Below are 23951 nucleotides of genomic sequence, written 5' to 3'. Positions count from 1 at the left end.
ATGAAAAGCCTTCTGAAAAATTTTATTAATGGTATTCTGACAATTGTACCAATCATTCTGGTGATATTCGTCATATACAAAATATTCATGTTCCTGGATAATCTTCTGGGCAGCACCCTGAAGCCCTATTTGAAGGAAGATTATATTCCCGGTGTGGGACTGCTGGCTACAGCTGCAGCCATTACGATATTGGGCTGGCTGTCAACCAAATTCATTACCGGCAGCGTGATCAGGTTCATTGACAGGATACTGGATCGGATTCCGCTGGTTAAGACCATCTACTCTGTCATTAAAGATACAATCAATTCTTTTCTAGGTGAAAAGCGTGCCTTTTCCAAAGTGGCTATTGTCACCATACCAGGCACCGGCATGAAAAGCATCGGTTTCATAACAGCAGAAAATCTGGAACATTTCTATGAGCCTTTGAAAAATGATATTGCTGTCTATATCCCGCAGACATTTCAGGTGGCAGGCTTCACATTCCTGATTCCAAAGGACAAGGTAGAGATCATTGATGTAAAGCCGGAGGATGCGATGAAATTCATCTTATCCGGAGGCATGGCCACCCATAAGGGAAATGCTTCTGAATAGAAAAAAGCCGTCTTCCAACGGCTTCTTTTTCATTATTTAATAACAGTGATAACAGGAGTCTCCCCGCGATTTACGGCTCCTAAAGGTTTCTTTTCAATGGAAGAAAGAGCATCTCCATTGGTAATGATTATAGGAGTGACCGTGCTTTTAGCCTTTTCTTTAACCAGATCAATATCAAAGCTTACTAGCTTGTCCCCGGTTTTCACTTTTGAGCCTTCGGAAATGTGGGTTTCAAAGCCTTCCCCTTTCATTGATACCGTTTCAAGACCGATATGGATCAGAATTTCCGCTCCATTTTCAGCTCTTAAACCGATCGCATGCTTTGTCGGGAACACTTGTACAACCTCCCCATCCACAGGTGAAACGACAGTGCCTTCAGAAGGTTCAATTGCCAGTCCGTCTCCCATCATTTTTTCTGAGAATACAGGATCCGGCACTTCGGCCAAATCAACCGCCTTCCCTGTCAATGGCGCCTTCAGCACTACCTCGGTAATTTCTTCTTTTTTGCCAAATAATTTCTTGAACATTCAAACACCGCCAATTATTTTTTCTCGTCCTCGCCAAAAAGCTTTTCATACTCTTTATATCCTTCTTCTGCGAGCTTTTCCTTCGGGATGAACCGCATCGCAGCAGAATTGATGCAATAGCGGAGCCCATTTGGCCCGGGGCCGTCATCAAACACATGGCCAAGATGGGAATCAGCTTCCTTGCTCCGCACTTCCGTCCGGACCATGAAATGGCTCATATCCGCTTTTTCAATGATTTCTTCATCCTGAATCGGTTTGGTGAAGCTCGGCCAGCCGCACCCTGCATCATATTTATCTCTTGAGCTGAACAGCGGCTTGCCGGAAACGATGTCCACATAGATACCGTCATTAAATTCGTTCCAGTATTCATTCCGGAACGGCGGTTCTGTGCCATTGTTCTGCGTCACTTCATACTGCATCGGAGTCAGATTCTTTTCAAGGTTTTCTTTATTCTTCATTTTATGTCCCTCCAGTTGTTGCGGATGAACGCATCTCGTCCCGAGCCGACGCGATATGATTCGTATCTGTCCGGGTTCTTCTTATAATAGTCCTGATGATAGTCCTCAGCAGGGTAGAATTCCTTGCCGGGCAGTATCTTTGTCGCAATCGGCTTATTGAACCGGCCGCTCTCCTGAAGCTGCTTCTTTGATTCCTCTGCAAGCTCCTTCTGTTCATCATTATAATAGAAGATGGCAGTCTGGTAGGACTGGCCTCTGTCAAAGAACTGGCCGCCAGGGTCGGTTGGATCAATCTGCTGCCAGTAGACATCAAGCAGTCTGCTGTAAGAGTAGACCTCAGGATCGTAAGTGATTTCAACAGCTTCATAGTGCCCTGTCGTTTCGGAGCAAACTTCCCTGTAGGTTGGGTTTTCCACCGTACCTCCTGTATATCCGGAAACTACTTTTTCAATTCCGGGCTCCTGGTCAAATGGTTTGACCATGCACCAGAAACAGCCTCCGGCAAAAACAGCCTTTTCGAATTTCTTCTCATTCACTTGAAGACACCTCTTTCCAGCGTTACATTCACCTTACTCTTATTCCCTTTAAAACAGGGTTTTAAAGCTATCCTCCCTAGATTATCCGATTATGCCGGGTGAGTGCAAGCGCTTTGCACTGATCTGGCGACAGGCAGCTGTTTTGCTCTAATTTAAACATTAAGCCGCAATTGGAAAAAGCCACCTGAACTCAGGAGGCTTTCAATATCGGGTATATGCAGCTGACCGGAATAGCATCGGCCATTCTAAAGTTAATGCCTGGTTCTATGCTTTACTTGCTTATGGATGCTCTTCCATTTTTTCTTTTCATCCGACTGGGCTTTTTTATCCATCCTTCTGTCGAGGTATGCCAGCTCACGCTGAAGCTTTTTATAGCTGGCAAGCCTGCTTTCTTCCAATGCTCCATCCTGTATGCTGCCCAGGACAGCGCAGCCTGGCTCATCCTCATGTGAACAGTCCCTGAACCGGCAGGAATCCGCGAGTGCTTCAATATCAGTAAAACTTTCGGACAGCCCATTTTCACTATTCCAGAGCTGAAGCTCCCTCATGCCCGGTGTATCGATAAGTACACCTCCGTCAGGAAGAAGGAACAGCTCCCTATGTGTTGTCGTATGTTTTCCTTTATCATCATCCATGCGTATCTCCTGCACCTTTTGCACTTCTTTTCCCATGAGATAGTTGGTAAGTGTTGATTTGCCTACACCAGAAGAGCCAAGCAGGGCAACTGTTGATCCATGGCCGATATAGGGACGGAGCTCTGCAATCCCCGATTCAGACATAACACTGACCGGAATCACAGGCACTCCCATGCTGACTGATTCAACGAGCGACTTTTTCTCATCCGCATCTTGACATAGATCTGCTTTGGTTAGGATGATGACGGGATTTGCACCTGACTCCCATGCCAGAAGCAAATAACGTTCGATCCTCCGGAGGTTCAGGTCGTCATTCAGCGAATTGACAAGAAAGATGGTTGAAACATTGGCTGCCACAATTTGCTCTTCAGTTGTATTTCCAGCCATTTTACGGGAAAACTTGCCTATCCGCGGCAATAGGGCCTGTATGGTCCCTTTTTGCTCTCCTATTCTTGGCTTCACAGCCACCCAATCACCGACTGCGGGGTAATCTTCCCTGCTGCCTGCAGCAAAGGCATATTTGCCTGAAACCTCGCAAAGCAGCTCTCCTTCTTCAGTCCATACACGATACATCCTTTTATGCTCAAGAGCCACCCTGCCGGGAATAAGCCCTTCCGTTGCGAGATTATGAAACTCTGTTTCAAAATGTGCATCAAAGCCGATTTGTTTTAAGTTTGTATTCATTATTTCCTCCATGCTGACCGTTTTATTTGTTTTTTGACATAATAAAAAACCATTGGCACACAGCCCATGGTTTTAGTCAGCATAAAAAAAGAATAGAACTATTCTCAGGTTTATACAGCTACTCTCCGGGCCGTGCTCATTGAAAATACAATCTCATTTCTTGCAAATAATAATTTTCCCATAGCACTTCACCCGCTTTCGCTTGTATTTGTTACCATTATATTCTTTTTATCATCGGCTGTAAACACCTTTCTGAAAATTCCGCTAGGCACACACCTATCCTTGGAGGCATATCATACTCTGAGAATATTTGAGGATAGGAGCGGAAAGGTATGTCTTTTAACAGAGATCATCATGATGATTTTGCCAAGGCAAGTAAATACGATCTTCTTGCCAAGTATTATAAGTACAGTGATCCTGCTTTGCATGTTGCCTATTATTATCAGCATCTGAAATATATTAGAAGGGCCGTACAAAGCATGCGAATGGAAGCCTCCCAGTCTTATGGAAGCATGCGGCAGCCAGCTATGGTCCGGGTTGTGCATGCTTCCCCTGATGCACCCAACGTCGATATTTATGTAAATGGCAACAGGATATTGAAGGATTTCCCTTACAAAGATGTCAGCGGCTATTTATCCCTTCCGGCCGGAAAATACCAGATAGATATCTATCCTGCCGGTGATATGGTTTCAACCGTTCTCAGTAAAAAAGTCACTGTGGAAGGCGGAAAATCCTACACGCTGGCAGCAGCAGGACCGGCTGCCAAATTGAAGCTGCTGGCATTCGAAGATCAGCCTTCTGTACCGGCCGGCGAAACAAAAGCCAGATTCATTCACCTTTCACCGGACGCACCGGCTGTCGATATTGCCGTCAAAAAAGGAGATGTCATTTTCCCGAACATCTCTTTCAGGCAGGCGACTCAATATTTAGGGCTGACTCCGATGACAGTCGATCTCGAAGTCAGGGTTGCAGGTTCCAGCAATACAGTCCTTTCCCTTCCCGGTGTCAAGCTGCAGCCGAATAAAGTGTACACCATCCTTGCAGTGGGTACAGCAGCCGGGGAACCGCCGCTTGAAGCCCTTATTATTGAGGGATGACCAAAACCCATGTCCTGCCATTATTGAAACCCTGCCGGCCATTGCCAGCACGGTTATATTGCCTTGCAGCTATCAATCTCTTATTGGAACGAAAAAACTGGCTGAAAAATCAGCCAGTTTTTTTATTTAGTAGGAACATATAAGGTAACGCGGATATCATCCTTTTTTAAGTCAAACTCATCCACCTTAACTTTCAGATCACTCTTCAGTTTCATATCCTGAAGGGAGACATATATCTGCTCTTTATCTGGCTGGATGACAACTCCTTCTGGCAGCTGATATCTGTCGCGGACAAATTTCAGCACATAAGATACCGGAAGGTTCAGCTGGCCGACAGCAATGGATTTCTGGCTAAGGACAACATCGCCGTTGTCCAGTGCTTCAGGCTCGAAAGTCAGTTTCATTTCCAGGTTTTGACTGAAAACCGGGAGATTCCCATAAAGCTCAACCTCATCATCAAGAATCACTTCATAGTCAATGGGGCCGTCCAGCCCCTCCTTGGCAATATAGTGGGCAATGATTCTGTTGAGGTCTCTTTTATTAGTCTGAAGGTGAAATGGAACATACCCGTCTTCATCCACCTCTGTGGTATTAATCGCTTCATCTTTTGCCGGTAGATTAATCATAACGAAAAACAGGGCTATGAAGGCAATCACAATCCCCAATAAGAGGAAAAACAGGACCTTCCATTTGTTTTTTTTGTTCAAGTCAATTCTCCTCATTCCTAACTGTATATTTCTGCTGCTCAGCAATCACCTCGAGCGCCTCCCGGCCAATCTGCCTGTAGACTCTGTCAGCAATAAGCTCATACCCTTTGTCGTTCGGATGGAAATAATCTGTGTACAGCAAATCCTCTGCCTTATTTTCAAATATATCCTTTATATCAACAAAATAAGTATAATCATAGCGGGAAAGAATCTCCCTGCTGGCTTCATTCCAGTTGTCCATAATATCAGATATTTCCGTTATATCCGAAAACCATTTATAAAATGGATTGTATAGTCCAATCAGTGCAATCTGGGTTTCGGAATTCTCACTCCGTACTGTATCGATGATTTCCTTAAGATTTTTTTCATACTGGGCTTTCTGGCCCGTAAAATCGCTGACATTCAAATTGGAGAAATTCTGCCTTACAACTTTCATGACATCATTTCCGCCGATCGTGATAATGACCAGGTCTGCTTCCGAAATGGCAGATCGGACTTCCGATGATTTGAGCTTTTTCAGCAATTGGTCTGTCCGGTTTCCTTTAACTCCAAAATTAAGGAATTCAGTCTGCGAGACTCCTTTTTCCTGTTCCAGCTGTTCTTCGAGGTAAGGCAGATAGCCTCCCCTTCCAGTGCTGTCGCCAACACCCTCTGTCAGCGAATCCCCAACTGAAACCACATGAATATCACGGGGAATAAAGTCATTGGGCACCATTTCCTTTTCAACAATGCTGATATCCTTCATTCCCAGATTTTTAGGGGATGAGTTTCCTGCCCCGCTGCAGGAGGAAAGAAGGAGAGCGGCCAAAACAAGTAAGGTGAATGTCTTTTTCATCTAATCACCTGCCTTTTCTAGTATAATTATTATAACACGTTTGCTTTCAATCGAAACCAATCAGGGCTGGAAGCTTCACCGGGACAGAAAAAGAGGCAGCAGGGGCCGCCTCTTCGCTTATTGAATCGATTTAATATCCTTAATGATTTCCTCATAAGGTATATCCTTCAGCCCTGTATAAGATTTAAGGACTTTGCCTTCCTGGTTTATCAGATAAAATTCGGTCCCATGGATCACCTGGTCATCCGATTCCGGTTTCACGACAAGCGTCTTAAAGCTTTCCTTCGCAAAATCCTCGATTTCCTGCTGTCCATAGCCCGTCAGAAAGCTCCAATTGTCATAGTCTGCTTCAAAATTGTCCCCATATGCCTTCAAGGTTTCCGGCGTATCAACGGCAGGATCGACACTGAAGGAAACAAACTGAAGATTTTCAATGCCCTCTTCCTTTGCCTTATCCTGAAGCTTCGACATATTGAAGGTCATTGGAAGGCAGACATCCTCACAGCTTGTAAAAATAAAATCTGCAATCCATACCTTTCCCTTCAAGTCAGCAAGTCCTGTCTGTTCCCCAGCCTGGTTGGTGTATGTAAAGTCTTGAACCGTCCAATTATAAGGATTTTCGATACCCTTCTGGCCACAGGCTGAAAGAATGATCAGCAGCATCAGACCGAGGGTGAATATCGACACCCGCTTTTTTTTCATATATGATCACCTGCTCTTCATCAGATAGCCATAATTCTAGCAGACGAATTAGAAAGAAGAAAGAAAAAGATTTGACAAATCAGTGAACTCATTTTGCAGCTCCTGCTCAATCGATAACGCCGGTCCTGATGATTGTGTTCTCCACATTGACTTCAAATTCTGCCTTTTTGTATAGGTTCCGCCATTCACCTTTTGTCATACGCTTTTCACGTTGAAGATGGGCACTGTAAATATTTCCGAAGCCGATGGGATCGGACTCCATGTTTTGGAGCCTTTTCAGCATCGATTCCATCTCCTGCTTGATTTTAACTGCTGTTTCCTTTTCCAGCGCCTTGATTACCTGGGGATTGCCCAGATCCATATCGCTTGACACCTCAAGTATCCGGGAATCCAGCTTTACATCAATGGCAAATGTAACATCTTCCATGTCCTTCAGACGTATTTTCTTTGACGATCTGATATCATCGATCGTAATGAACAGCGGGTCGTCTTTTTGTTCTTCCGTTTCGCTGCTTAAAGGAATAATATACTCCTTTAGTTTCTCCTTCGGAATCTCAAGCTCAAGATTCCCTGACTCATAGTTGTCTTCTAATGTCTTCAGGTAGAATAACTTTTCAATATCAATCTCTCCTGCCATCCGATCATCTTTAAAGGCAGCCATCCCTGAAATGATCACTTTATCTTCCTCCAGCTTCAAGATAGGGAGGACAGGGTCCTTTCCCGGGTCAAAAAAGCTGTGATTAAATTCATGGAGCGTTGGCGAGATGATTAACTCGTCTTTTATGTTCTGTTTGATTAAATTATACAGATAGGTGCCAAGATTGGTCTTCTCTTTTTCCCCTGCCTTTTTCAGCAGGTTTTTTGCTGTCCCTTTGCTGACCGTCAAGTAAACCAGGTTTCCGATTGTGGCATCGCGATTCAATGTGTCCACGAGCTGGATGAGCCCTTTTCCCGCTGTTTCCTCACTGTACACCGCAACCCTCAGCTGTCCTGATACAAGATTGTGTGAGGTTTTAATATTTTGCTTCTGCCGAATGCCCTTGCTTGTGTTGCCGGAAGCTGAAATGATCTGCGTGACATTTTCCTCCTTGGACTCAAAGGTATGCAGCACCACGGTCCCTTCAATAATATCCCCCTTATCGTCATAGCCAACTGCTGTGATGAGCCCAAGTCTTTCAAGCTGCTTTGTCTTCACGCACCCGGCAATTGGCAGGAGGAGGGCAGCTGCTATCAGGAGACTACGCACCATTTTCATTTTGCTTCCTCCTCCCTGTCAGTTTCTTTTTGAGCAGAACAAGCATCGAGAGCAATGCGGGATAGCAGATCCCTATATAAAATCCAGCCATGCCTATATAATCGGATACAATATTCATCTGGTATCTCGCCTTAACAAGGAAACTGCAGCTCCACACCAGGATTGCGATCAGGACAATAAAGGTTTTTTGTTTCATACCGGGAAATACCCTTTTCATCCCTCTTGAAGCTGCCCAGAGATATAAACAGATATTGGGAAGTATGATCAGCATCCAAAAGGAAACAGCGATGAATTCAAAACGTTCAAGATTGGGGAGACGGACGATTTTGAACATGGAGAGCACCGGCCAAATTGTCTTTTCAAGCCCTTTTTCCCCAAAGAAGCCAATGGAAATGACTGTAACAAGGACAAATAGCAGTGTTGTATACAAGCCGCCAAGCTGTGTATATAAATGGGCCCTTTTTTTATTTTTGATAAAAGGGTACAGGAAAAGGAGCATCTCAAATCCAATTATGGAAAGAGATGTTTTGTAGACCCCTTTTAAAATCTCTGCATAGCCCTTATTCAGGATGGGCAATAAGTGGGTATAATCGAAATCTCTCGCTGGTATGATGATAATCAGTACAATCCAGAACGTGAGCAGGAATGACATGAAGGAAAAGCCGACAGCAATGCGGACCCCGCCCATCACTGCATACATGGACAAAAGCAAAAGAATCATCGCCAGGAACCAGGTGGACAGATCAGGAAAAACCCATGCCTGGACTATTTCAACATAATTCATGACGATAACATAGATGCCCGAAATAAGATAAAAGGTATAGAGGATATTAACAAGCCTTCCTAAAAAGATGCCAAATACATCGTAATGTATCCCGAACAGATCTGCGCTTTCATACTGCTTCAGCATCATGGCAGAAAGAAAGATGACCGCTGAGACAAGCAGGCCGGCTATTATGATGGATATCCAGCCATCATGACCGGCAGCAAGATAGACAATCCTCGGAAGCCCTGCAATCCCTACCCCTGTTTGGATGGTATGGATAAGGAAAAACATAAAAAAAGCGTCAAATAGGAGATTTTCTTTTGGGTTTATATTGACCTCGGGCTTCACCTTCACACCTCCCTACTCATCCACATCTTTTGTTTTCGATGCTTTGCGCGACGGATATCTTGATTGATCTTCAGTCATATTCATTTCTGGCCTTTTTGACAAATACTGAAGCGGGAAGCGAACCATGCTGTAGCGGACATCTTTCCATCTCAGCGGGTAAATGGGCGCCAGATACGGCCTGCCGATAGCCGATAATTTCAAGAGATGAATCAGCAGGAAGCAGAAAGAAATCATAATCCCGATTCCGCCCCATAAGCCGGCCATGATGATAATGGGGAAGCGGATGATCCTGATGGCTGTTCCCATTGAATAACTTGGGACTGTAAAGGATCCAAGGGCACTTAGTGCAATGATGATAATCAATATATTGCTTGTAAAACCCGCTTCAACCGCAGCCTGCCCGATGACAATACCGCCTACGATACCCATAGTCTGGCCGACCTTCGTCGGCAGCCTAGCACCGGCTTCCCTTAAGAGCTCAATGATAAACTCAAGAAGCAGGGCCTCAAATACAGGAGGAAATGGTACGTTTGACCTTGACTGTCCCAAAGAAACAAGCAATGGCGAAGGAATGACCTCATAATGGTAAGTCAATACAGCCACATAAGCCGGTGTCAAAAGGACTGAAAGAAAGATGGACAAAAAGCGCAGCAGGCGCAGGAACGTCCCCATATTCCAGCGCATATAAAGATCCTCGGTCGTTTCAAAAAAGCTGAAAAAAGTGGTCGGCCCATATAAGGCGCTCGGGCTCCGGTCAAGAAGGACTCCCACCTGTCCCTTGATGAGCGAAATGCAGAATCTGTCAGGCAGTTCCGTTGTCAGAATCTGGGGGAAGACCGACCAGCTGTTATCCTCAATATACTGGGCAAGAACAGTAGTATCCGGAACATAGTCGGACTCCAAGTCACTGATACGCTGCCGGAAGGTCCGTACATTGTCTTCGTCTGCTATATCCTTGATATAGAAGAGCTTTGCTTTGAGCTTGCTCCTCCCGCCCACATTTAAATCCTCAATGCATAGATTTGCACCATTCAGATTCCGCCTGATGATATTGACATTCGATTCAAGTGATTCCGTAAAAGAGATCTTCGGGCCATAGACAAGAGATTCTGTCTCGGCCTTCTCAATTGATCTTTCTGCCGTCTTGCCGGTGCCAGCAAGGCTTCCAAATGGCTGGCCTTCTATATAGATATAGGTATTGCCGTTCAATAAAGCCGCTGAGATTTCTTTCAGTAGGTTTGCGGAGCTCAGCTCCCCTATCGGGAGAAGGTTGGATATATCCTCAGGGTCTAAAGGACCTTTTGCTTTTTGAAGCGGCAAAAGGATCCTTTCATCTAAAATTAATGGATCTGTCAGCGATTTTATAAATATCACTGCTATTTTCTGCTCTTCCTTCCGCAGCATGCGGACATGCAAATCAGGGCTTTCATTCAGTTCCCGGCTGAGTTCATTTTGCAGCTCATCGATTGTCAATGAATGAGAGCGGATCTGTTTCTGATCTTTTATAATGTTTTTTCCTCGTCTGCTTCTGAACATAATGAACACCTTTTTTATTTTTTTATAGCATTTCCCAATAAAGGTAAAATATCAGCATGACATTGAAAGCTGTTCCAGCCAAACAGGAAAAGGGCCTGAAATAGAAAAAAAGCCGGCCCTATAGAATAGAGGCTGGCTTTGTAAACTGCTATATTTCTATGATTGCGGCTGATCGCTATAGTGATTTTTCATCGTCGTGTAGAAGCTGGTGATGAATCTTGCATAATCAAAGGAAATGGCAACTTTGTGCACAGGGTATTCTGCTTTTTCTATATATTTGCGGAAATCTCCAATGCTCTGCCCCTGGCCTTCCCCTTGATCAACCTGGATGATGACAGGCAAATCCTTATACTCTATCACAGCGCCGTCAGTCAGTGCCCAAAGCGTAAAAACATCATGAAGCGGGCTTCCGCTTAATTCAGGGTCTCTTTTTTTATAAAATTCATAATAATAGTCAACCATCGGCTTTACAAGCAATCCCGGCTTGCTGTTTATCTCCTGGTAGTATTCATCCAGCCGGTCTATAAGCATAGGAGTCACGATAGCTGACATGGTCACATCAAGCGGAAATATATGAATCTGCTTAGGGGCCTGCCTGATAACAATATTGGCTGCATAAGGATCACCGTAGAAATTGGCTTCTGCCACCGGGCTGACATTACCGGGAACATTAAAGGCCCCGCCCATAATATAGAAGTCCTTCACCCTGGACATGTAAGAGGGATATAAAATAAATGCGGTAGCAAGGGAAGAAAGCCTTCCCACATTCACTATGATAATGTCGTCCTCGTACTTGGCTATTATTTCTTTAATGCCATCAAAGTTCTCAAAAAATTCCCCTTTCACTTCATATTCAGGCAGCGTAATCGGGCCGAGGCCTTCCAGTCCATGGACATCAGGATAATAGACAGGGTTCTCTCCTGTCAGCGGCAGCTCTGCACCGCTGAACACAGGAATATCAGCAATGCCGGTGACCTCACGCAGATAAGCTGCATTTCTCAGCGCATCAAGTCTGGAGATATTGCCATAGTCTGCAACAATTCCAACGATATTGACTTCCTCAGAAAACAGTGCATAAATAGCTGCCACAAAATCATCTATTCCAAAGTCACTGAAAAACAGGACATTTTTATTTTTGGCCATTGCATCTCCCCCCTATCTAAGATATTGCAGCCACCTGTCTATAATGGCATTTTTTTGAAGGGTTTATTAAAAGAGTATGCTGAAGTGCTGTCCAAAATAGAAAAAAAGCTGGAGATATCCAGCTTTTCTTCAGTCATAATAATACATAAAGCCAATTGCACCCGGACCTGTATGCGTGCTGATAATTGGGGTCGTTTCCTCTATTTCGACATTTTCATAGCCTGTCAATTCAACGAGCCCCTCTTTGACCTTCATTGCAAGGTCAAGGCCTTCTGCATGGCAGATGCCTACCCCTTTTATTGTCCTGCCTTTAACATCTTCAGCAAATTGCTTTACAAGATATTTAGCTACCTGTGTATAGCTTCTTACCTTCGTTACAGGTGTATAAACTCCACCTTCCAGCGATGCGATCGGTTTGATATTCAGCAGGGAGCCAATGAGCGCTTTACCTTTGCCTATTCTCCCGCCCTTAACAAGATTTTCAAGAGTATCCACGACAACATATAAATGAGTTTTCTCTCTTATCTTTGCAATCTTGTCTATTATTTCTTCCAGACCAAGCCCTTCGCCGGCCATCTTTGCAGCCTCTGTTACCTGAAAAGAAAGTGCTTTTGAAATGAATCGGGAATCAATTACTGTTACCTTTGCGGAAGACATCTTTGCAGCACTTTCTGCTGATTGAACAGTGCCGCTCATCCCGCCTGTCATATGTATCGACAATACTTCATAGCCTTCTGCCCCAAAACGGTCATAAAGCTCAACGAACTTTCCCGGAGGCGGCTGCGAACTTTTTGGCAGTTCTGCAGAAGTTTTCATTTTTTTCATAAATTCAGAAGGGGTTATATCAATCCTGTCCAGATAGGTTTCGCCATCTATAGTAATCGACAGGGGCACCACTTCAATGCCAAGCTCGGCTGCAAGTGCTGCCGGCAGGTCTGCTGTTGAATCTGTCACTATCTTTACCTTTGCCAAAATATCACTTCCCAACAATGCACTTATGAATGTTATTATACATGGATTTGGACAGCAAATAAAATAGAAAGCGGTTAAAATGCCAGCTGAAGTTTCTTTGATGCAGTGATTCGGGCAAAATAAAAACGCCGGAAAAACCGGCGCAAGGAATTAAGCATTATTTTTTAATTCAACTACATTAAACAGGTGTTCATAATCCTTCCATTTCAGGACTCTTTTCAAATACTCCCTGAATGAGTACACACTTCTCCTGCTGGTGTCTTTGTGAACGGCCGAGATGAATGTTTTTAAACGGAATTGGATCATAAAGAAATTTGGGCTATCTTCCTCCAATACTGGAATTTCAATGACCTTAACCTTCTGTCCAACAGCATTTTTGAACTCTAGGCTTTTGAATAGCAAAATATCAATCCTCTTTTTCACCCGTTTGTTATATTATACCTCATCATGGTCCCGAAGTGTGTCTAAATATGCGCTGTTCCTGATATTTTTCAAAAAGGGCAGCAGGTTCCTCATCATATATGGCTTGCTATCCAATATAAGTGGAGAAGGCATACAGCGGTATATAAAAAAGAAGAGAGCAGCAGCAGGTTTTTCAGTAATTTCGTTTCAGGCAAATATTTCATATAAGCAAAGCAGCCCAGCAGCGCGCTGAATGATATTTTGACCAGGAGGAAGAGAAGCGGCCCTTTTTCATACAATCCCCCCATCACCGGATTTGCTTCCTCTATCAGCCCTGCATTCAGCCCCAGACAGGTGGCCAGTGCATCCAGCGCGTTCAATATCCCTAAATAGATGTATATACCCCTCATGGACTCACCGCTTCCTATCCTTCTTGATTTATTATCATAATCTCCCATTCTCCAAAAGAAGAAACTTCCAAACTTTTCCGATAACAAAATTGTACTTTATAAAGAACGTTTCTGCAAATTTAAAAACCCCGCAGTGCACGGGGTCTGCATTTAAATCAGCAGGTGGAAAAGATTGCTGTCTTTATTGATTTCTGTAAATGCGAAGGCTTTTTTGTTCATCCTTTTTATCAGGCCGGCATAGTCTTCTTTATCCTTTAGTTCAATGCCGACCAGTGCCGGCCCGTTTTCTTTATTGTTTTTCTTTGTGTACTCAAATCTTGTAATATCATCGGTAGGCCCGAGGACCTCATCGAGGAATTCCCGCAGTGCACCAGCCCGCTGGGGGAAATTTACGATAAAATAGCACAGAAGCCCTTCATATAGAAGGGATCTTTCCTTGATCTCCTGCATCCGCCCGATATCATTATTTCCGCCGCTCACAACACATACAACTGTCTTGCCGGCTATCTCCTCACGATACAGATCAAGGGCGGCAATCGGCATGGCGCCTGCAGGCTCTGCTACGATTGCATGCTCATTATACAGCTCCAAAATCGAGGTGCAGACCTTCCCTTCAGGGACCAATACAATATCTTCCACCAGCTCGCTGCAAATATCAAAGGTTTTTTCCCCGACACTTTTAACTGCTGCCCCGTCAATAAATTTATCGATATCAGCAAGCGGGGTCACAGAGCCGTAAAGGCAGGACTCCTTCATGGAAGCTGCTCCGGCAGGCTCAACCCCGATCATCTTTGTCAGGGGCGAGACGCTGTTGAAATATGTACTGAGGCCGGCCATCAATCCGCCGCCGCCTATGCTGGCAAAAACAAAATCGATCGGCTCTTCACAGTCATTCAGTATCTCAACAGCGGCAGTGCCCTGTCCGGCAATGATCTTCTCATCATCAAAGGGATGGACGAAAGCCATCTGCTCATCCTCTGCGCATTTTACGGCCTCTTTATAAGAGTCATCAAAAGTATCCCCTGTCAAAATGATATCCACATGGCCCCTTCCAAACAATTCAACCTGGCTCACCTTTTGCCGGGGAGTTGTAGCCGGCATAAAAATTTTCCCTTTGATCCCAAGCTGCCTGCAGGAAAAAGCGACACCCTGGGCGTGATTGCCCGCACTCGCACAAACAACCCCTTTAGCAAGCTTATCTTCTCCCAGTGATTTCATGCTGTAGTAGGCACCCCGCAGTTTGAAGCTTCTTACATGCTGGAGATCTTCCCTTTTTAAATACACATTGCAATTATATTTTTCTGACAGCCGGTCATTTTTCTGCAGCGGCGTATGGGCAACGATATCCTTAAGCTGCTGGTATGCAATCAGTATATCCTCCAGCTGCACCCATTTTTTCTTCATTAATTTCTGTTCCATATCCTACCCTCATTTCTGCCGTTATAATTTGTACATTATACCACGGCAGAATCATTAATCAACAGAATAGTCAAAAAATTTACCTTTTTTATATTTCAAAAAAAAAGAGTCGGCGTCCTTATTATGCATATACTATTGAAAAGATTGCCGAGCTGGTCATTATTTCTTGATTAAGGGAATATAGAATTAAAAAGCCAAAGGAGGGCGGACACAATGGAATTTTCGCTCTGCAGCTTTGACAGCAGGCTGCCTGTGGAAGTAACGGCCGATGAAGATAATGGCCGCTATATGATCAGGAAGGCCGATACAAGCGGTGAAGTTTTCAATAATAGAGCAGACTTGCTTCAATGGGTGAAAAACAATTTCCGCGAAGAGGATTTCTGTGATCCAAGCCAATTCCGCAGCATGCTGGAACAGCTGGAAGAAATCTAAAGAAAAGAACAGCCTTATGGCTGTTCTTTTCTTGTGTAAACCAAAAATTCGTAGTCGTAGGGATTCTTTTCATCGCTCTTCCCATTTTCCCGGCTCTCCAATTGCCATTCCTTCCAATCAACTTCCGGAAAGAAAGTATCAGCTTCAAACTTTTGATGGATCATTGTCAGATAAAGCCTGTCGGCAGATGGAAGGGCCATTTTGAAAATTTCTGCCCCTCCAATGATGAAAATTTCCTGATCGTTTTTTTGGCTGCATTCTGCAAGAAAATCATCAAAAGAATAGAAAACGGTGCAGCCCTCGCAGGTGAACCCACGATCCCGCGTCAGCACGATGTTTTCCCGGCCAGGCAAAGGGCGGCCTATCGAATCCCAGGTTTTCCTTCCCATGGCAATCGAGTGGCCCATCGTAACACGTTTGAAGTATTTCAGGTCCTCCGGCAGGCGCCAGGGCAGATCATTATTTTTCCCGATGGCCGAATTTTCGTCCATGGCCCATAGCAGTGAAATCAAACACTGACAACTCCTTTAATATGAGGATGTGATTCATAGCCTTCCAGGATAAAATCTTCATATTTAAAGCTGAAGATATCCTCAACCTTGCGGGCGAACTTCAGCTGGGGCAGCTTGAACGGCTCTCTTGAAAGCTGCAGATTCACCTGTTCCAGATGATTACGGTAAATATGGACATCCCCGAACGAATGGATGAATTCACCCGGCTCCAGATCACACACATGGGCGACCATATGTGTCAGGAGGGCATAAGATGCTATATTGAACGGCACCCCCAGGAACACATCAGCAGACCGCTGATAAAGCTGGCAGGACAGCTTGCCGTCCGCTACATAGAACTGGAAAAGGCAATGACAGGGAGGCAGCGCCATATTGCCGATTTCAGACACATTCCACGCATTGACAATCAGCCTTCTAGAATCAGGATTACTCTTGATTGAGCTGATCAGCTCACTGATCTGGTCAACCGTTTTACCATCCGCACCGGTCCATGATCTCCATTGATGGCCATATACAGGTCCGAGATTCCCTTCCTCATCGGCCCACTCATTCCAGATCCTGACCCCGTTATCCTGAAGATATTTCACATTGGTGTCTCCATTCAGAAACCAAAGAAGCTCATGGATGATCGACCTGAGATGCAGCTTCTTTGTGGTGACCAATGGGAAGCCTTCCTTCAGATCGAATCGCATCTGATACCCGAAAGTGCTGATTGTGCCGGTTCCCGTCCTGTCTTCTTTGATTGTACCCTTTTCCAGGACATGCCTGCAAAGCTGTAAATACTGCTCCATTCCATTGACCTCCTCATATGAATCTATTAATTAAGTGTACTGAAAAATTGCCAGGTGAGCGGAGCTTTTTCTTTTAAGCGCAGGCGCTCTTCTCCTCCCATATAATACATGGCGAACGTTTCAGCAAAATATTCTTCAGGGAATGTAAGGAAGTAAGGCTGGCCTGGAAACAGCTTTGCCTTCTCCTCTTTCCATATACCCTGGAACTTTCTATTAAAGCGGATCTCGCTCAAGACAAAGCGGTCAACCGAATGTGCCAGCTCATGAAGCTCCAGGTTGACCGATCCATGCCCCATGCCTTTGCCGCTATAGCCGATCTTTACAAGCACAGTCCGTCCCCCGCCTATTCCGGGTACATCATCCCAGGTCGTTTCTTTATTCTGATAACCCCTGGGTGTCAAGCCTGCCAGATGGCTTGCTGTGGGATTATCTGTGAGCTGCCCTGTAAAAAGCTTAAGCGAGATGCCTTCCTGCCTGATTTTAGACAGCAATGATAAGGGGAGATGATCCAGTCTTTCTATCATCCTAGCAGCCTCCTTCTGATCGAACTCCTCTAAAGGAAGAATAATAATCCTGCCCAGATCTTGTCCCGAATGCAGTGACAGGGACTTGACAAGCTCTGAGTTGCCAGGGAAATCTTTAAGTTTTATACCTCCCATTGCCGCCTGGGAATTGCCCATAAGCGCCAGGGAAGCTACTACAATAAGCAGAAAAAAAATCCTGATTCTCATGCTATCACCTTCTGTCCATTCTCAGACGCTTCCAGCCCCGTTTGCTGCCTGCTATCTATGTATATATGAAAATATTATAGCATATCATATCGGGTAAAAAGGCCGCGATTCATGGGCAATTTCAGGAAGTTTTAAAGTTGTGCGGCAGGAAGGGTATTTTCAGGGCTTTCAGCTTAGCTGAATGAATGCGCCATTAATTTTTTCTCAATGTCATCTAAGACTTTTTAAAAAAGGGGCCTGGAAGACCCCGTCTTACCTCTTACTTACCTCCTGGTCTGTCTTCATCCCTAAACCTGTCGAGCAGTTCCTGCAGGTGTAATACTCCCAGGTTTCCTGCCCCTTTTTTCCTCAAGGCAGCTCCTCCCTGCTCTATTTCCTTCTCACCGATGATGATCATATAAGGAACCTTCTGTAGCTCGGCTTCCCTGATTTTGAGGCCGAGCTTCTCTGCCCTGCTGTCAATGTCAATCCGGCAGCCAGCCTCCTCAAGTCGGGCTTTGACTTCCAGTGCATAGCCGATATGTGCTTCAGAAACCGGAAGCACCATGGCCTGGACCGGTGAAAGCCAGAAAGGAAAATCCCCTGCATAATGCTCGATTAAAATTGCCAGGAACCTTTCAATCGAACCGTAGATGGCACGGTGGATCATGATTGGCCTGTGAGCCAGATTGTCTTCGCCGATATACTGGCAGCCGAATTGCTCCGGCATTTGAAAATCAAGCTGGACAGTGCCGCATTGCCAGCTTCTTCCCAGTGAATCAGTAATATGGAAGTCAATTTTCGGCCCATAAAATGCTCCGTCCCCGGAATTGATTTCAAAAGGAATGCCCCTTTCCTGCAGGACCGATTCCAAAGAGGCTTCTGCCAGGTTCCAAGTTTCTTCCGAACCCATGAATTCTTCCGGCCTAGTAGACAGCTCGACCTTATATTCAAAGCCGAACAGCGAATAAAATTCGTGTACCAGCTCCAGCACCTTTGCGGCTTCTTCTTTTATTTGATCTTCCCTTACAAACAGGTGTGCATCATCCTGTGTAAAGGAACGCACCCGCAAAAGCCCGTTTAAGGATCCCGAGAGCTCATGGCGGTGAACAAGACCAAGTTCTGCATAGCGGAGCGGCAGTTCACGGTAGCTCCTTCTCTTGCTGCTGTAAATCAATACAGCACCTGGACAGCTCATTGGCTTAATCGCATAATCATATTCATCAACTTTTGAAAAATACATATTCTCATGATAGTGGTCCCAGTGCCCTGACTGCTCCCATAATGCCTGCTTCATCATGATTGGTGTCTTGACCTCATGATAGCCAGCTTTATGGTGCTTTTGTTTCCAAAGGTCTTCCAGTATATTTCTTACCTGCATTCCCTTTGGAAGATAAAACGGCATCCCTGGTGCTTCTTCCCTGAACATGAATAATTCTAGCTCAGCCCCCAGCTTTCTGTGATTTCTCTTTTCTGCTTCTGCTTTAATTGACATTTTAATTCCTCCCAAAAATTTTTTGAATAAAAAAAGCCGCAATTCTCCCTGTACCAAGGGACAATTGCGGCTGTGGTTCCACCCTAATTCCGCCTCCTGCATAACATTCGGCGCTCAAACAAGATAACGGTTTCCCGATCATGGTTAGCTGACACACAGCTTTTCCCCATGATTGCTCCAAGGCGGTAAATTCATCTCTTTCTCCTAAGGGCTTTCAGCCGGCGGCCCTTTTCTCTGTCAGAAGCAGCGGAAATGATTCATGTCCTTTTCTTCGCAATATTATATTTGTTTATAACACAAAAAGCCGCAATCCTCCCTGTACAAGGGACAATTGCGGCTGTGGTTCCACCCTAATTCCGCCTCATGCATCGCATGCGGCGCTCAAAAAGATAACGGTCTCCCGACCATGGTTAGCTGACATCCAGCCTTTCCCCATGATAGCTCCGAGGCGGTAAATTCATTTCTTTCTCCTAAGGGCTTTCAGCCGGCGGCCCTTTTCTCTGTCAGAAGCAGCGGAAATGATTCATGTCCTTTTCCCAGCTTAATGGATTCATAAAAATGATTAAATGAATTATATTCCAGTACCTTTTATATTGTCAATGCAATTCTTTCATTTCTAGAGGAAAGAGCTTTCTGCTCACTAATGCCGTTACGCCGCCTAAAGCGTCACGCCGGCTGATGATAAGCAGCGCCCTTTTCTTCATAAGAAAATCATAAAGCATGAAACCAGTTTCATAACAAGCGTTATTTCTCAATTTTTCCAAAAGTAAAAGCCCGGCAGTATGCCGGGCTTTCGGGTATATAGAATTAAACGGCAAGGCCGAAATTTTTGCACAGTGCAGCCAGCCCGCCCGAAAATCCGCTTCCGACAGCATTGAATTTCCATTCGCCTCCATGCCTGTACAGCTCACAGATGACAACGGCCGTTTCAACGGAGAAATCCTCTCCCAGATCAAAACGGAGCACTTCCTGGTTTGTGTCTTCATTCACTACACGGGCAAAAGAATTGGATACCTGGCCAAAATTCTGGCTGCGGCTCTCCGCATCATGGATTGTGACAGTGATGGCAATGCGGTGGACATGGGCCGGGACCTTGCTGAAGTCGATTTTGATCTGCTCATCATCGCCCTCGCCTTCCCCTGTCCGGTTGTCCCCTGTATGCTCCACAGAGCCGCTTGGATGGACAAGATTGTTATAAAAAATAAAATCATGGTCCTGGACGACTTTCCCGTTTTCATCTGCCAGGAATGCAGACGCATCAAGGTCAAAGTCGCCGCCCCCGGAATAGCGGTTTGTGTCCCAGCCAAGCCCGATGATTACTTTTGTCAAACCCGGATTGCTTTTAGTCAAATCAATGCGCTGTCCCTTAGAAAGGTTGATGCTCATATTTTCTTCACCTCTGTTAAAAGTTTTCTATTATAACAAACCATCCAGCTTATTAAGTATAAGAACGAACCACATCAGACAGCCCTGGTGCATTGGTGCCTGTTCCGACTGCGGCAAATTTCCAATCAGTTCCATGCCTGTATAATTCTCCGACTACCAGGCTTGTCTTGCCGCTGTAATCGTCAGTAAGGTTATAATGGATGAGCTCTTCCCTGCCCATTGGATTCACAATGCGGATATACGCATTGCGGATCATGCCGAAATGCTGCTTGCGTTTAACCGCATCATAGATATTCACTACAAAAACAAGCTTCTGCACGTGGGAAGGGACACGGCTAAGATCCACATTGATCTGCTCATCATCTCCATCTCCTTCTCCAGTCAGATTATCGCCGGTATGCTGTACGCTGCCATCTGAACTCTTCAGGTTACCGAAATAGATGACATCGCTGTTATTCCTTAATTTATCATTCTCCCCAAGCATGATGACTGAAGCATCACAGTCGACATTGGCGCCTCCGCCGCCGCCGAAAAGAGAGCCGAGAAGTCCGCCTCCCCCTTTGCTTTCAACAGGATCCCACCCGAGGCCGACCATAATTTTCGATAATCCCGGATTTCCTTTTGTCAGATCTACTCTTTGTCCTTTTTGCAAATTAATCGCCATTCATTTCACCTCATAAATTTACTTTTCTGTATTATTTATATTTAACAGCCCTGTGTCAGGCTGAAAAAAGCGCCATCAGCCTTGATTTTTCATATTTTTGAAGTTTTCCTGGAGCTGTTCGAGCCTCTTGGTCCCTTCTTCCCTCAGTCGCCTGTTTTCATCTTCAATCGATTTCGTTTCCTGCATCCCCTTCATGATGATGTTCCACGATTCTTCAATCGTTTCAATCTTGATGCTCGGACCTCCGGCAAGCCTGGCTATTTCTGCACTTTGATTTGAAATATTCTGGGCATTGCGGACGAGCATCTCATTGGTTCTGCGGTCAAGTTCGCTCATGGAATCGGCAACCAGCTTCTGGCGCTTTGCCGCAACCGCCTGGATCAGACCATTTTTAAATATCGGTATGGTTGTAACGAACGCTGAATTGATTTTCCCGATCAGCTTGGTGTTCCCTCTTTGGAGAAGGCGGATCTGGGGAGCTGTCTGCAGGGCCACCATCTTTGCCATTTCCAGGTCATAGACACGCTGCTCTAGCAGATCGATGCTATTGCGGAGCGTATCTGCCTGCATGGAGGCAATCTGGTCCCCGGATGCTGCTTTTGACTCCAGCTGCGGAAGCTGTGTGCTTTTAAGCTCCTCTGCCTTCATCTCGCCTGCAACTGCATATTTTTCAAGTGTGAGATAGTATTGATAGTTTTGATCATACATCTGCTCAAGCATATTGGTGGAGTCCACCATTTCACTCTGATACTTGGAGATCTCGACATACACCTTGTCAATCTCTTTGCCCATTGTCTGATATTTCCCAAAGAGCTTTTCAATCATTTTTTCCCCGCGCTTGAACAGCTTTCCGAACAATCCGCCTGAAGTCTGTTCAAAATCCTTCTTGTCGAACCTGTCCATTATCTTCCCCAGCTGCTTCAGGAGGACACCGGAGTCTTCCACCTTGGTAGCCCTCATATTGCCGAGAATCTGGTCAGAGAAACGGGAGATCTGCTGCGCTGGTTCTTTCCCGAATTCCAGTATTTGAATCTGATCGCGTTCATCGATCGATCTGGCGAGGTTCTGCACTTCCGCTTCCTGCCTCAGCGCCAGTTTTATTTCCGGCACCTTCGTTTCTGTAAGCATATCAGCGGGATCCTGGGTAACCAGTCCTGCACTAGCTTGTTGCGGATCATTCATGGTTCAGTCTCCTTTCAAATTTTTCAGCAGCCCTTGCAGAAACACTTTCTTGATCAGTGAAGGCTCTTTATAGTCCTGGTCAAAGACCACTTCTTCCAGCCAGTGCGAATCAAAGACATCTTCATTGACATAGTTTTCAAGGTCATTGTGTCCCGGAGGATTATACACGATGATATCAACTCCAAATTGGTTCAGGAGGAGCAGGAGGGCTGCATCGCTCCTTGTCATCGTACCATTCATTTCATTGTTATAGAGGATCAGCTTGGGCACATCCTGAGAGTAGTCAAACTTCTGCAGAAGCTTCAGGATGCTGGCCGGCATCTGCATTGCCTGTGTAAATAAATAGATGCTGATTTCTTCCTGACTCTCATTATGGCTCGGCTTTAACTCCGGCTTTGCGCAAAGATTTCTGATTGCATGGGAAATCCCTTTCTGGAGGCCCCCAGGAAGATGGCCGTATTTCCAGTAGTGCGAGCCCATGACAATGTCAGGATCCAGCTTCCCGTCTTTTCCAAGCGCATTTCTGTAATGAAAGCGGAAGTCGCTTGTCAGGGGGTTTGAAAAAGGGAACTGCCTGATCAGAAAGCTGCAGTCATTCTCGGCAAGAGCATGCAAGCGGTCCCAATATTCCTTCCGGCTTTTGCTCACTCCGTTGATTTTCGAAAAGATGGAAGGGATTTTCACTTCTCCGCCGCTGACTTCAAAATTCGGCCTGATCATCGCCTTTTCTTTGGCAAGGATGAACAGTTCATCATAAGTTGTTTTGAGCGTTACAGCAGAAGGTTTGTAGTCCCTCAGCTGCCATGGCTTATAAAGGCCAGAGCCTTCGTGGTTAAGAATGGTTTCGATTTCTCTTGAGGCTTTATAAGCCACCGTTGATTTCCTTCTCCTTTTCTCCACGGGAAAAGGTTCAGCTGCCTTCTGTTCAGGATACTGCTGAACAAATGTTTCTTCTTTCCCCGGATCTGCGAGCGCAAGGACATCCTGGCCGTCCGGGCTGAAAGCCGCGAGATCGCAGCCGAGAAAAAAGATGAATGACAGGAAATATTGCTGGCTCTTGCTTGCTTCTCCATACCAAAGAAATTTCGGCATGCTTTCTTCCGGATTGCTGCTGCTTAGAGGCTGGGAGAGATGGTTAAAAGACCATTTCACAAGATCTACAAGCACCCTTCGGAAATCAGGGCTTTCAAGGCCTTCTTTTTCCCCCCCGGCAAACATCTCAATGACTTTAGTGAATGCCTCCCTTACCTTTCTGTGGACAAGGGGATTATCAGGCTTCAGGAGCAGCTGCTCACCATCAAGGAAGGCGATGAAGCGGTTGATTGAAAGCTTCTGCTCCCTGTTGATGTTCAATACCTTTTGAATGGCCTGAAAATGCTGGTTGTCGATCGTTTTATCAAGAGTATCGCTGCTTAAAAGGATAAGTCCATTATCTGGTGAGTGTATATAATCATAAAGCTGATTATAGTATTCATCTTCATCCGCAGGAATGCCCAGAAACCTTGCAGCAACCTGGCTGATCTGGATAATGCCGTCGCCTGCCTGGTACTGCGGGCGGTCTGAGCTGCGCTTTTTAATGGCAGACAGCCAATTGTCCGCAGACACAGGCAGCAGATTGACCTTTAATCTATTATAAGTTGGATACATGATTATCCCTTCCCTCTAGGAGCGAAAGATTTAGCCCTAATGGCTTATGTAAATTTCTTTCATCATATCATATCAGGTGCATGTTTTAACAACGATAGCCTTCAGCACT

26 protein-coding genes are annotated in these 23951 nt (G+C 45.2%); 3 read left to right on the top strand and 23 right to left on the bottom strand.

The features are described 5' to 3' along the window. Entirely contained in the window at positions 1-591 is a 591-nt protein-coding gene (locus Q9R36_RS08520; RefSeq protein WP_311224918.1) for a DUF502 domain-containing protein, read from the top strand. Positions 592-623: 32 nt separating this feature from the next. Here Q9R36_RS08520 and Q9R36_RS08515 read toward each other — a convergent pair whose 3' ends face one another. The 4 genes from Q9R36_RS08515 to rsgA all read right to left on the bottom strand — a co-directional run bounded on the left by Q9R36_RS08515 (position 624) and on the right by rsgA (position 3443). After that, the gene (locus Q9R36_RS08515) at positions 624-1118 is read right to left on the bottom strand and encodes a PTS sugar transporter subunit IIA (RefSeq protein ID WP_148949173.1); all 495 of its coding nucleotides are present in this window, start codon (positions 1116-1118) and stop codon (positions 624-626) included. Positions 1119-1132: 14 nt separating this feature from the next. Next, on the bottom strand, positions 1133-1576 hold the full coding sequence (gene msrB / locus Q9R36_RS08510; protein WP_009795663.1) for a peptide-methionine (R)-S-oxide reductase MsrB: 444 nt from the start codon (positions 1574-1576) through the stop codon (positions 1133-1135). Next, on the bottom strand, positions 1573-2112 hold the full coding sequence (gene msrA, locus Q9R36_RS08505) for a peptide-methionine (S)-S-oxide reductase MsrA (RefSeq protein WP_101549770.1): 540 nt from the start codon (positions 2110-2112) through the stop codon (positions 1573-1575). Before msrA ends, msrB begins: the two co-directional genes overlap by 4 nt. A 251-nt stretch (positions 2113-2363) precedes the next feature. Next, positions 2364-3443, bottom strand: a complete 1080-nt coding sequence (rsgA, locus tag Q9R36_RS08500; protein WP_101549772.1) for a ribosome small subunit-dependent GTPase A — start codon at positions 3441-3443, stop codon at positions 2364-2366. A gap of 320 nt (positions 3444-3763) precedes the next feature. Here rsgA and Q9R36_RS08495 point away from each other — a divergent pair, with 320 nt between their 5' ends. After that, a complete protein-coding gene (locus tag Q9R36_RS08495; RefSeq protein ID WP_009795660.1) occupies positions 3764-4528 on the top strand; it encodes a DUF4397 domain-containing protein in 765 nt (254 codons plus the stop codon). Positions 4529-4650: 122 nt separating this feature from the next. Here the strand turns inward: Q9R36_RS08495 and Q9R36_RS08490 are convergent, their stop codons facing one another. From Q9R36_RS08490 to ilvA, 11 genes are all read right to left on the bottom strand, one after another. After that, positions 4651-5235 (bottom strand): YpmS family protein, encoded by a 585-nt coding sequence (locus tag Q9R36_RS08490; RefSeq protein WP_022544094.1) that lies wholly within the window; start codon positions 5233-5235, stop codon positions 4651-4653. 1 nt (position 5236) lies between these two features. Next, positions 5237-6070 (bottom strand): SGNH/GDSL hydrolase family protein, encoded by an 834-nt coding sequence (locus Q9R36_RS08485; protein ID WP_009795657.1) that lies wholly within the window; start codon positions 6068-6070, stop codon positions 5237-5239. A 117-nt stretch (positions 6071-6187) separates the two neighbouring features. Further along, on the bottom strand, positions 6188-6772 hold the full coding sequence (locus tag Q9R36_RS08480) for an SCO family protein (RefSeq protein WP_094767213.1): 585 nt from the start codon (positions 6770-6772) through the stop codon (positions 6188-6190). 106 nt (positions 6773-6878) lie between these two features. Continuing rightward, a complete protein-coding gene (locus tag Q9R36_RS08475) occupies positions 6879-8027 on the bottom strand; it encodes a Ger(x)C family spore germination protein (RefSeq protein WP_094767212.1) in 1149 nt (382 codons plus the stop codon). After that, positions 8011-9141 (bottom strand): GerAB/ArcD/ProY family transporter, encoded by a 1131-nt coding sequence (locus Q9R36_RS08470; RefSeq protein ID WP_311224917.1) that lies wholly within the window; start codon positions 9139-9141, stop codon positions 8011-8013. Before Q9R36_RS08470 ends, Q9R36_RS08475 begins: the two co-directional genes overlap by 17 nt. A 12-nt stretch (positions 9142-9153) precedes the next feature. Beyond that, on the bottom strand, positions 9154-10677 hold the full coding sequence (locus tag Q9R36_RS08465; protein ID WP_009795652.1) for a spore germination protein: 1524 nt from the start codon (positions 10675-10677) through the stop codon (positions 9154-9156). Positions 10678-10833: 156 nt separating this feature from the next. Continuing rightward, positions 10834-11820: a nucleoside hydrolase gene (locus Q9R36_RS08460; protein WP_009795651.1), complete on the bottom strand. Its 987-nt coding sequence runs from the start codon at positions 11818-11820 to the stop codon at positions 10834-10836. Between the two features lie 129 nt (positions 11821-11949). After that, the gene (locus tag Q9R36_RS08455) at positions 11950-12792 is read right to left on the bottom strand and encodes a DegV family protein (protein WP_022544096.1); all 843 of its coding nucleotides are present in this window, start codon (positions 12790-12792) and stop codon (positions 11950-11952) included. A 150-nt stretch (positions 12793-12942) separates the two neighbouring features. Next, on the bottom strand, positions 12943-13194 hold the full coding sequence (locus tag Q9R36_RS08450; protein ID WP_022544097.1) for a YpmP family protein: 252 nt from the start codon (positions 13192-13194) through the stop codon (positions 12943-12945). A gap of 113 nt (positions 13195-13307) precedes the next feature. Continuing rightward, on the bottom strand, positions 13308-13604 hold the full coding sequence (locus Q9R36_RS08445; RefSeq protein ID WP_035403341.1) for a DUF5658 family protein: 297 nt from the start codon (positions 13602-13604) through the stop codon (positions 13308-13310). 150 nt (positions 13605-13754) lie between these two features. Continuing rightward, entirely contained in the window at positions 13755-15023 is a 1269-nt protein-coding gene (ilvA, locus tag Q9R36_RS08440) for a threonine ammonia-lyase IlvA (protein WP_148949171.1), read from the bottom strand. Positions 15024-15236: 213 nt separating this feature from the next. Between ilvA and Q9R36_RS08435 the strand changes: the two genes are divergently transcribed. Further along, entirely contained in the window at positions 15237-15455 is a 219-nt protein-coding gene (locus tag Q9R36_RS08435; RefSeq protein WP_009795645.1) for a hypothetical protein, read from the top strand. A 14-nt stretch (positions 15456-15469) separates the two neighbouring features. Here Q9R36_RS08435 and Q9R36_RS08430 read toward each other — a convergent pair whose 3' ends face one another. From Q9R36_RS08430 to Q9R36_RS08395, 8 genes are all read right to left on the bottom strand, one after another. After that, on the bottom strand, positions 15470-15946 hold the full coding sequence (locus Q9R36_RS08430) for a dihydrofolate reductase (RefSeq protein ID WP_069358527.1): 477 nt from the start codon (positions 15944-15946) through the stop codon (positions 15470-15472). 17 nt (positions 15947-15963) lie between these two features. Beyond that, positions 15964-16758: a thymidylate synthase gene (locus Q9R36_RS08425; protein ID WP_009795643.1), complete on the bottom strand. Its 795-nt coding sequence runs from the start codon at positions 16756-16758 to the stop codon at positions 15964-15966. 26 nt (positions 16759-16784) lie between these two features. Beyond that, complete coding sequence (locus Q9R36_RS08420) at positions 16785-17489, bottom strand: anthrax toxin lethal factor-related metalloendopeptidase (RefSeq protein WP_009795642.1); 705 nt, start codon at positions 17487-17489, stop codon at positions 16785-16787. Between the two features lie 259 nt (positions 17490-17748). Further along, positions 17749-18963 (bottom strand): threonine--tRNA ligase, encoded by a 1215-nt coding sequence (thrS, locus tag Q9R36_RS08415; protein WP_094767211.1) that lies wholly within the window; start codon positions 18961-18963, stop codon positions 17749-17751. Between the two features lie 807 nt (positions 18964-19770). Continuing rightward, positions 19771-20349: a TerD family protein gene (locus Q9R36_RS08410; protein WP_009795639.1), complete on the bottom strand. Its 579-nt coding sequence runs from the start codon at positions 20347-20349 to the stop codon at positions 19771-19773. Positions 20350-20401: 52 nt separating this feature from the next. Next, positions 20402-21013, bottom strand: a complete 612-nt coding sequence (locus Q9R36_RS08405) for a TerD family protein (protein WP_009795638.1) — start codon at positions 21011-21013, stop codon at positions 20402-20404. Positions 21014-21088: 75 nt separating this feature from the next. Continuing rightward, the gene (locus Q9R36_RS08400; protein WP_371931546.1) at positions 21089-22141 is read right to left on the bottom strand and encodes a toxic anion resistance protein; all 1053 of its coding nucleotides are present in this window, start codon (positions 22139-22141) and stop codon (positions 21089-21091) included. A gap of 57 nt (positions 22142-22198) precedes the next feature. After that, complete coding sequence (locus tag Q9R36_RS08395; RefSeq protein WP_094767209.1) at positions 22199-23842, bottom strand: YceG family protein; 1644 nt, start codon at positions 23840-23842, stop codon at positions 22199-22201. Between the last annotated feature and the right edge of the window lie 109 nt (positions 23843-23951).

This window comes from Bacillus sp. AG4(2022) (assembly GCF_031844465.1).
GTDB classification, from domain to species: domain Bacteria; phylum Bacillota; class Bacilli; order Bacillales; family Cytobacillaceae; genus Bacillus_AB; species Bacillus_AB infantis.
Note: the sequence above shows the minus strand (reverse complement) of the source record. Positions and strands in the feature narration are given on the sequence as shown.

Excerpts from the sequence above, each read along its gene's own strand:
- Q9R36_RS08520 (WP_311224918.1), top strand. The coding sequence starts at position 1 with ATGAAAAGCCTTCTGAAAAATTTTATTAATGGTATTCTGACAATTGTA.
- Q9R36_RS08515 (WP_148949173.1), bottom strand. The coding sequence starts at position 1,118 with ATGTTCAAGAAATTATTTGGCAAAAAAGAAGAAATTACCGAGGTAGTG.
- msrB (WP_009795663.1), bottom strand. The coding sequence starts at position 1,576 with ATGAAGAATAAAGAAAACCTTGAAAAGAATCTGACTCCGATGCAGTAT.
- rsgA (WP_101549772.1), bottom strand. The coding sequence starts at position 3,443 with ATGGAGGAAATAATGAATACAAACTTAAAACAAATCGGCTTTGATGCA.
- Q9R36_RS08495 (WP_009795660.1), top strand. The coding sequence starts at position 3,764 with ATGTCTTTTAACAGAGATCATCATGATGATTTTGCCAAGGCAAGTAAA.
- Q9R36_RS08485 (WP_009795657.1), bottom strand. The coding sequence starts at position 6,070 with ATGAAAAAGACATTCACCTTACTTGTTTTGGCCGCTCTCCTTCTTTCC.
- Q9R36_RS08480 (WP_094767213.1), bottom strand. The coding sequence starts at position 6,772 with ATGAAAAAAAAGCGGGTGTCGATATTCACCCTCGGTCTGATGCTGCTG.
- Q9R36_RS08475 (WP_094767212.1), bottom strand. The coding sequence starts at position 8,027 with ATGAAAATGGTGCGTAGTCTCCTGATAGCAGCTGCCCTCCTCCTGCCA.
- Q9R36_RS08465 (WP_009795652.1), bottom strand. The coding sequence starts at position 10,677 with ATGTTCAGAAGCAGACGAGGAAAAAACATTATAAAAGATCAGAAACAG.
- Q9R36_RS08460 (WP_009795651.1), bottom strand. The coding sequence starts at position 11,820 with ATGGCCAAAAATAAAAATGTCCTGTTTTTCAGTGACTTTGGAATAGAT.
- Q9R36_RS08445 (WP_035403341.1), bottom strand. The coding sequence starts at position 13,604 with ATGAGGGGTATATACATCTATTTAGGGATATTGAACGCGCTGGATGCA.
- ilvA (WP_148949171.1), bottom strand. The coding sequence starts at position 15,023 with ATGGAACAGAAATTAATGAAGAAAAAATGGGTGCAGCTGGAGGATATA.
- Q9R36_RS08435 (WP_009795645.1), top strand. The coding sequence starts at position 15,237 with ATGGAATTTTCGCTCTGCAGCTTTGACAGCAGGCTGCCTGTGGAAGTA.
- Q9R36_RS08430 (WP_069358527.1), bottom strand. The coding sequence starts at position 15,946 with ATGGACGAAAATTCGGCCATCGGGAAAAATAATGATCTGCCCTGGCGC.
- Q9R36_RS08425 (WP_009795643.1), bottom strand. The coding sequence starts at position 16,758 with ATGGAGCAGTATTTACAGCTTTGCAGGCATGTCCTGGAAAAGGGTACA.
- Q9R36_RS08420 (WP_009795642.1), bottom strand. The coding sequence starts at position 17,489 with ATGAGAATCAGGATTTTTTTTCTGCTTATTGTAGTAGCTTCCCTGGCG.
- thrS (WP_094767211.1), bottom strand. The coding sequence starts at position 18,963 with ATGTCAATTAAAGCAGAAGCAGAAAAGAGAAATCACAGAAAGCTGGGG.
- Q9R36_RS08410 (WP_009795639.1), bottom strand. The coding sequence starts at position 20,349 with ATGAGCATCAACCTTTCTAAGGGACAGCGCATTGATTTGACTAAAAGC.
- Q9R36_RS08405 (WP_009795638.1), bottom strand. The coding sequence starts at position 21,013 with ATGGCGATTAATTTGCAAAAAGGACAAAGAGTAGATCTGACAAAAGGA.
- Q9R36_RS08400 (WP_371931546.1), bottom strand. The coding sequence starts at position 22,141 with ATGCTTACAGAAACGAAGGTGCCGGAAATAAAACTGGCGCTGAGGCAG.
- Q9R36_RS08395 (WP_094767209.1), bottom strand. The coding sequence starts at position 23,842 with ATGTATCCAACTTATAATAGATTAAAGGTCAATCTGCTGCCTGTGTCT.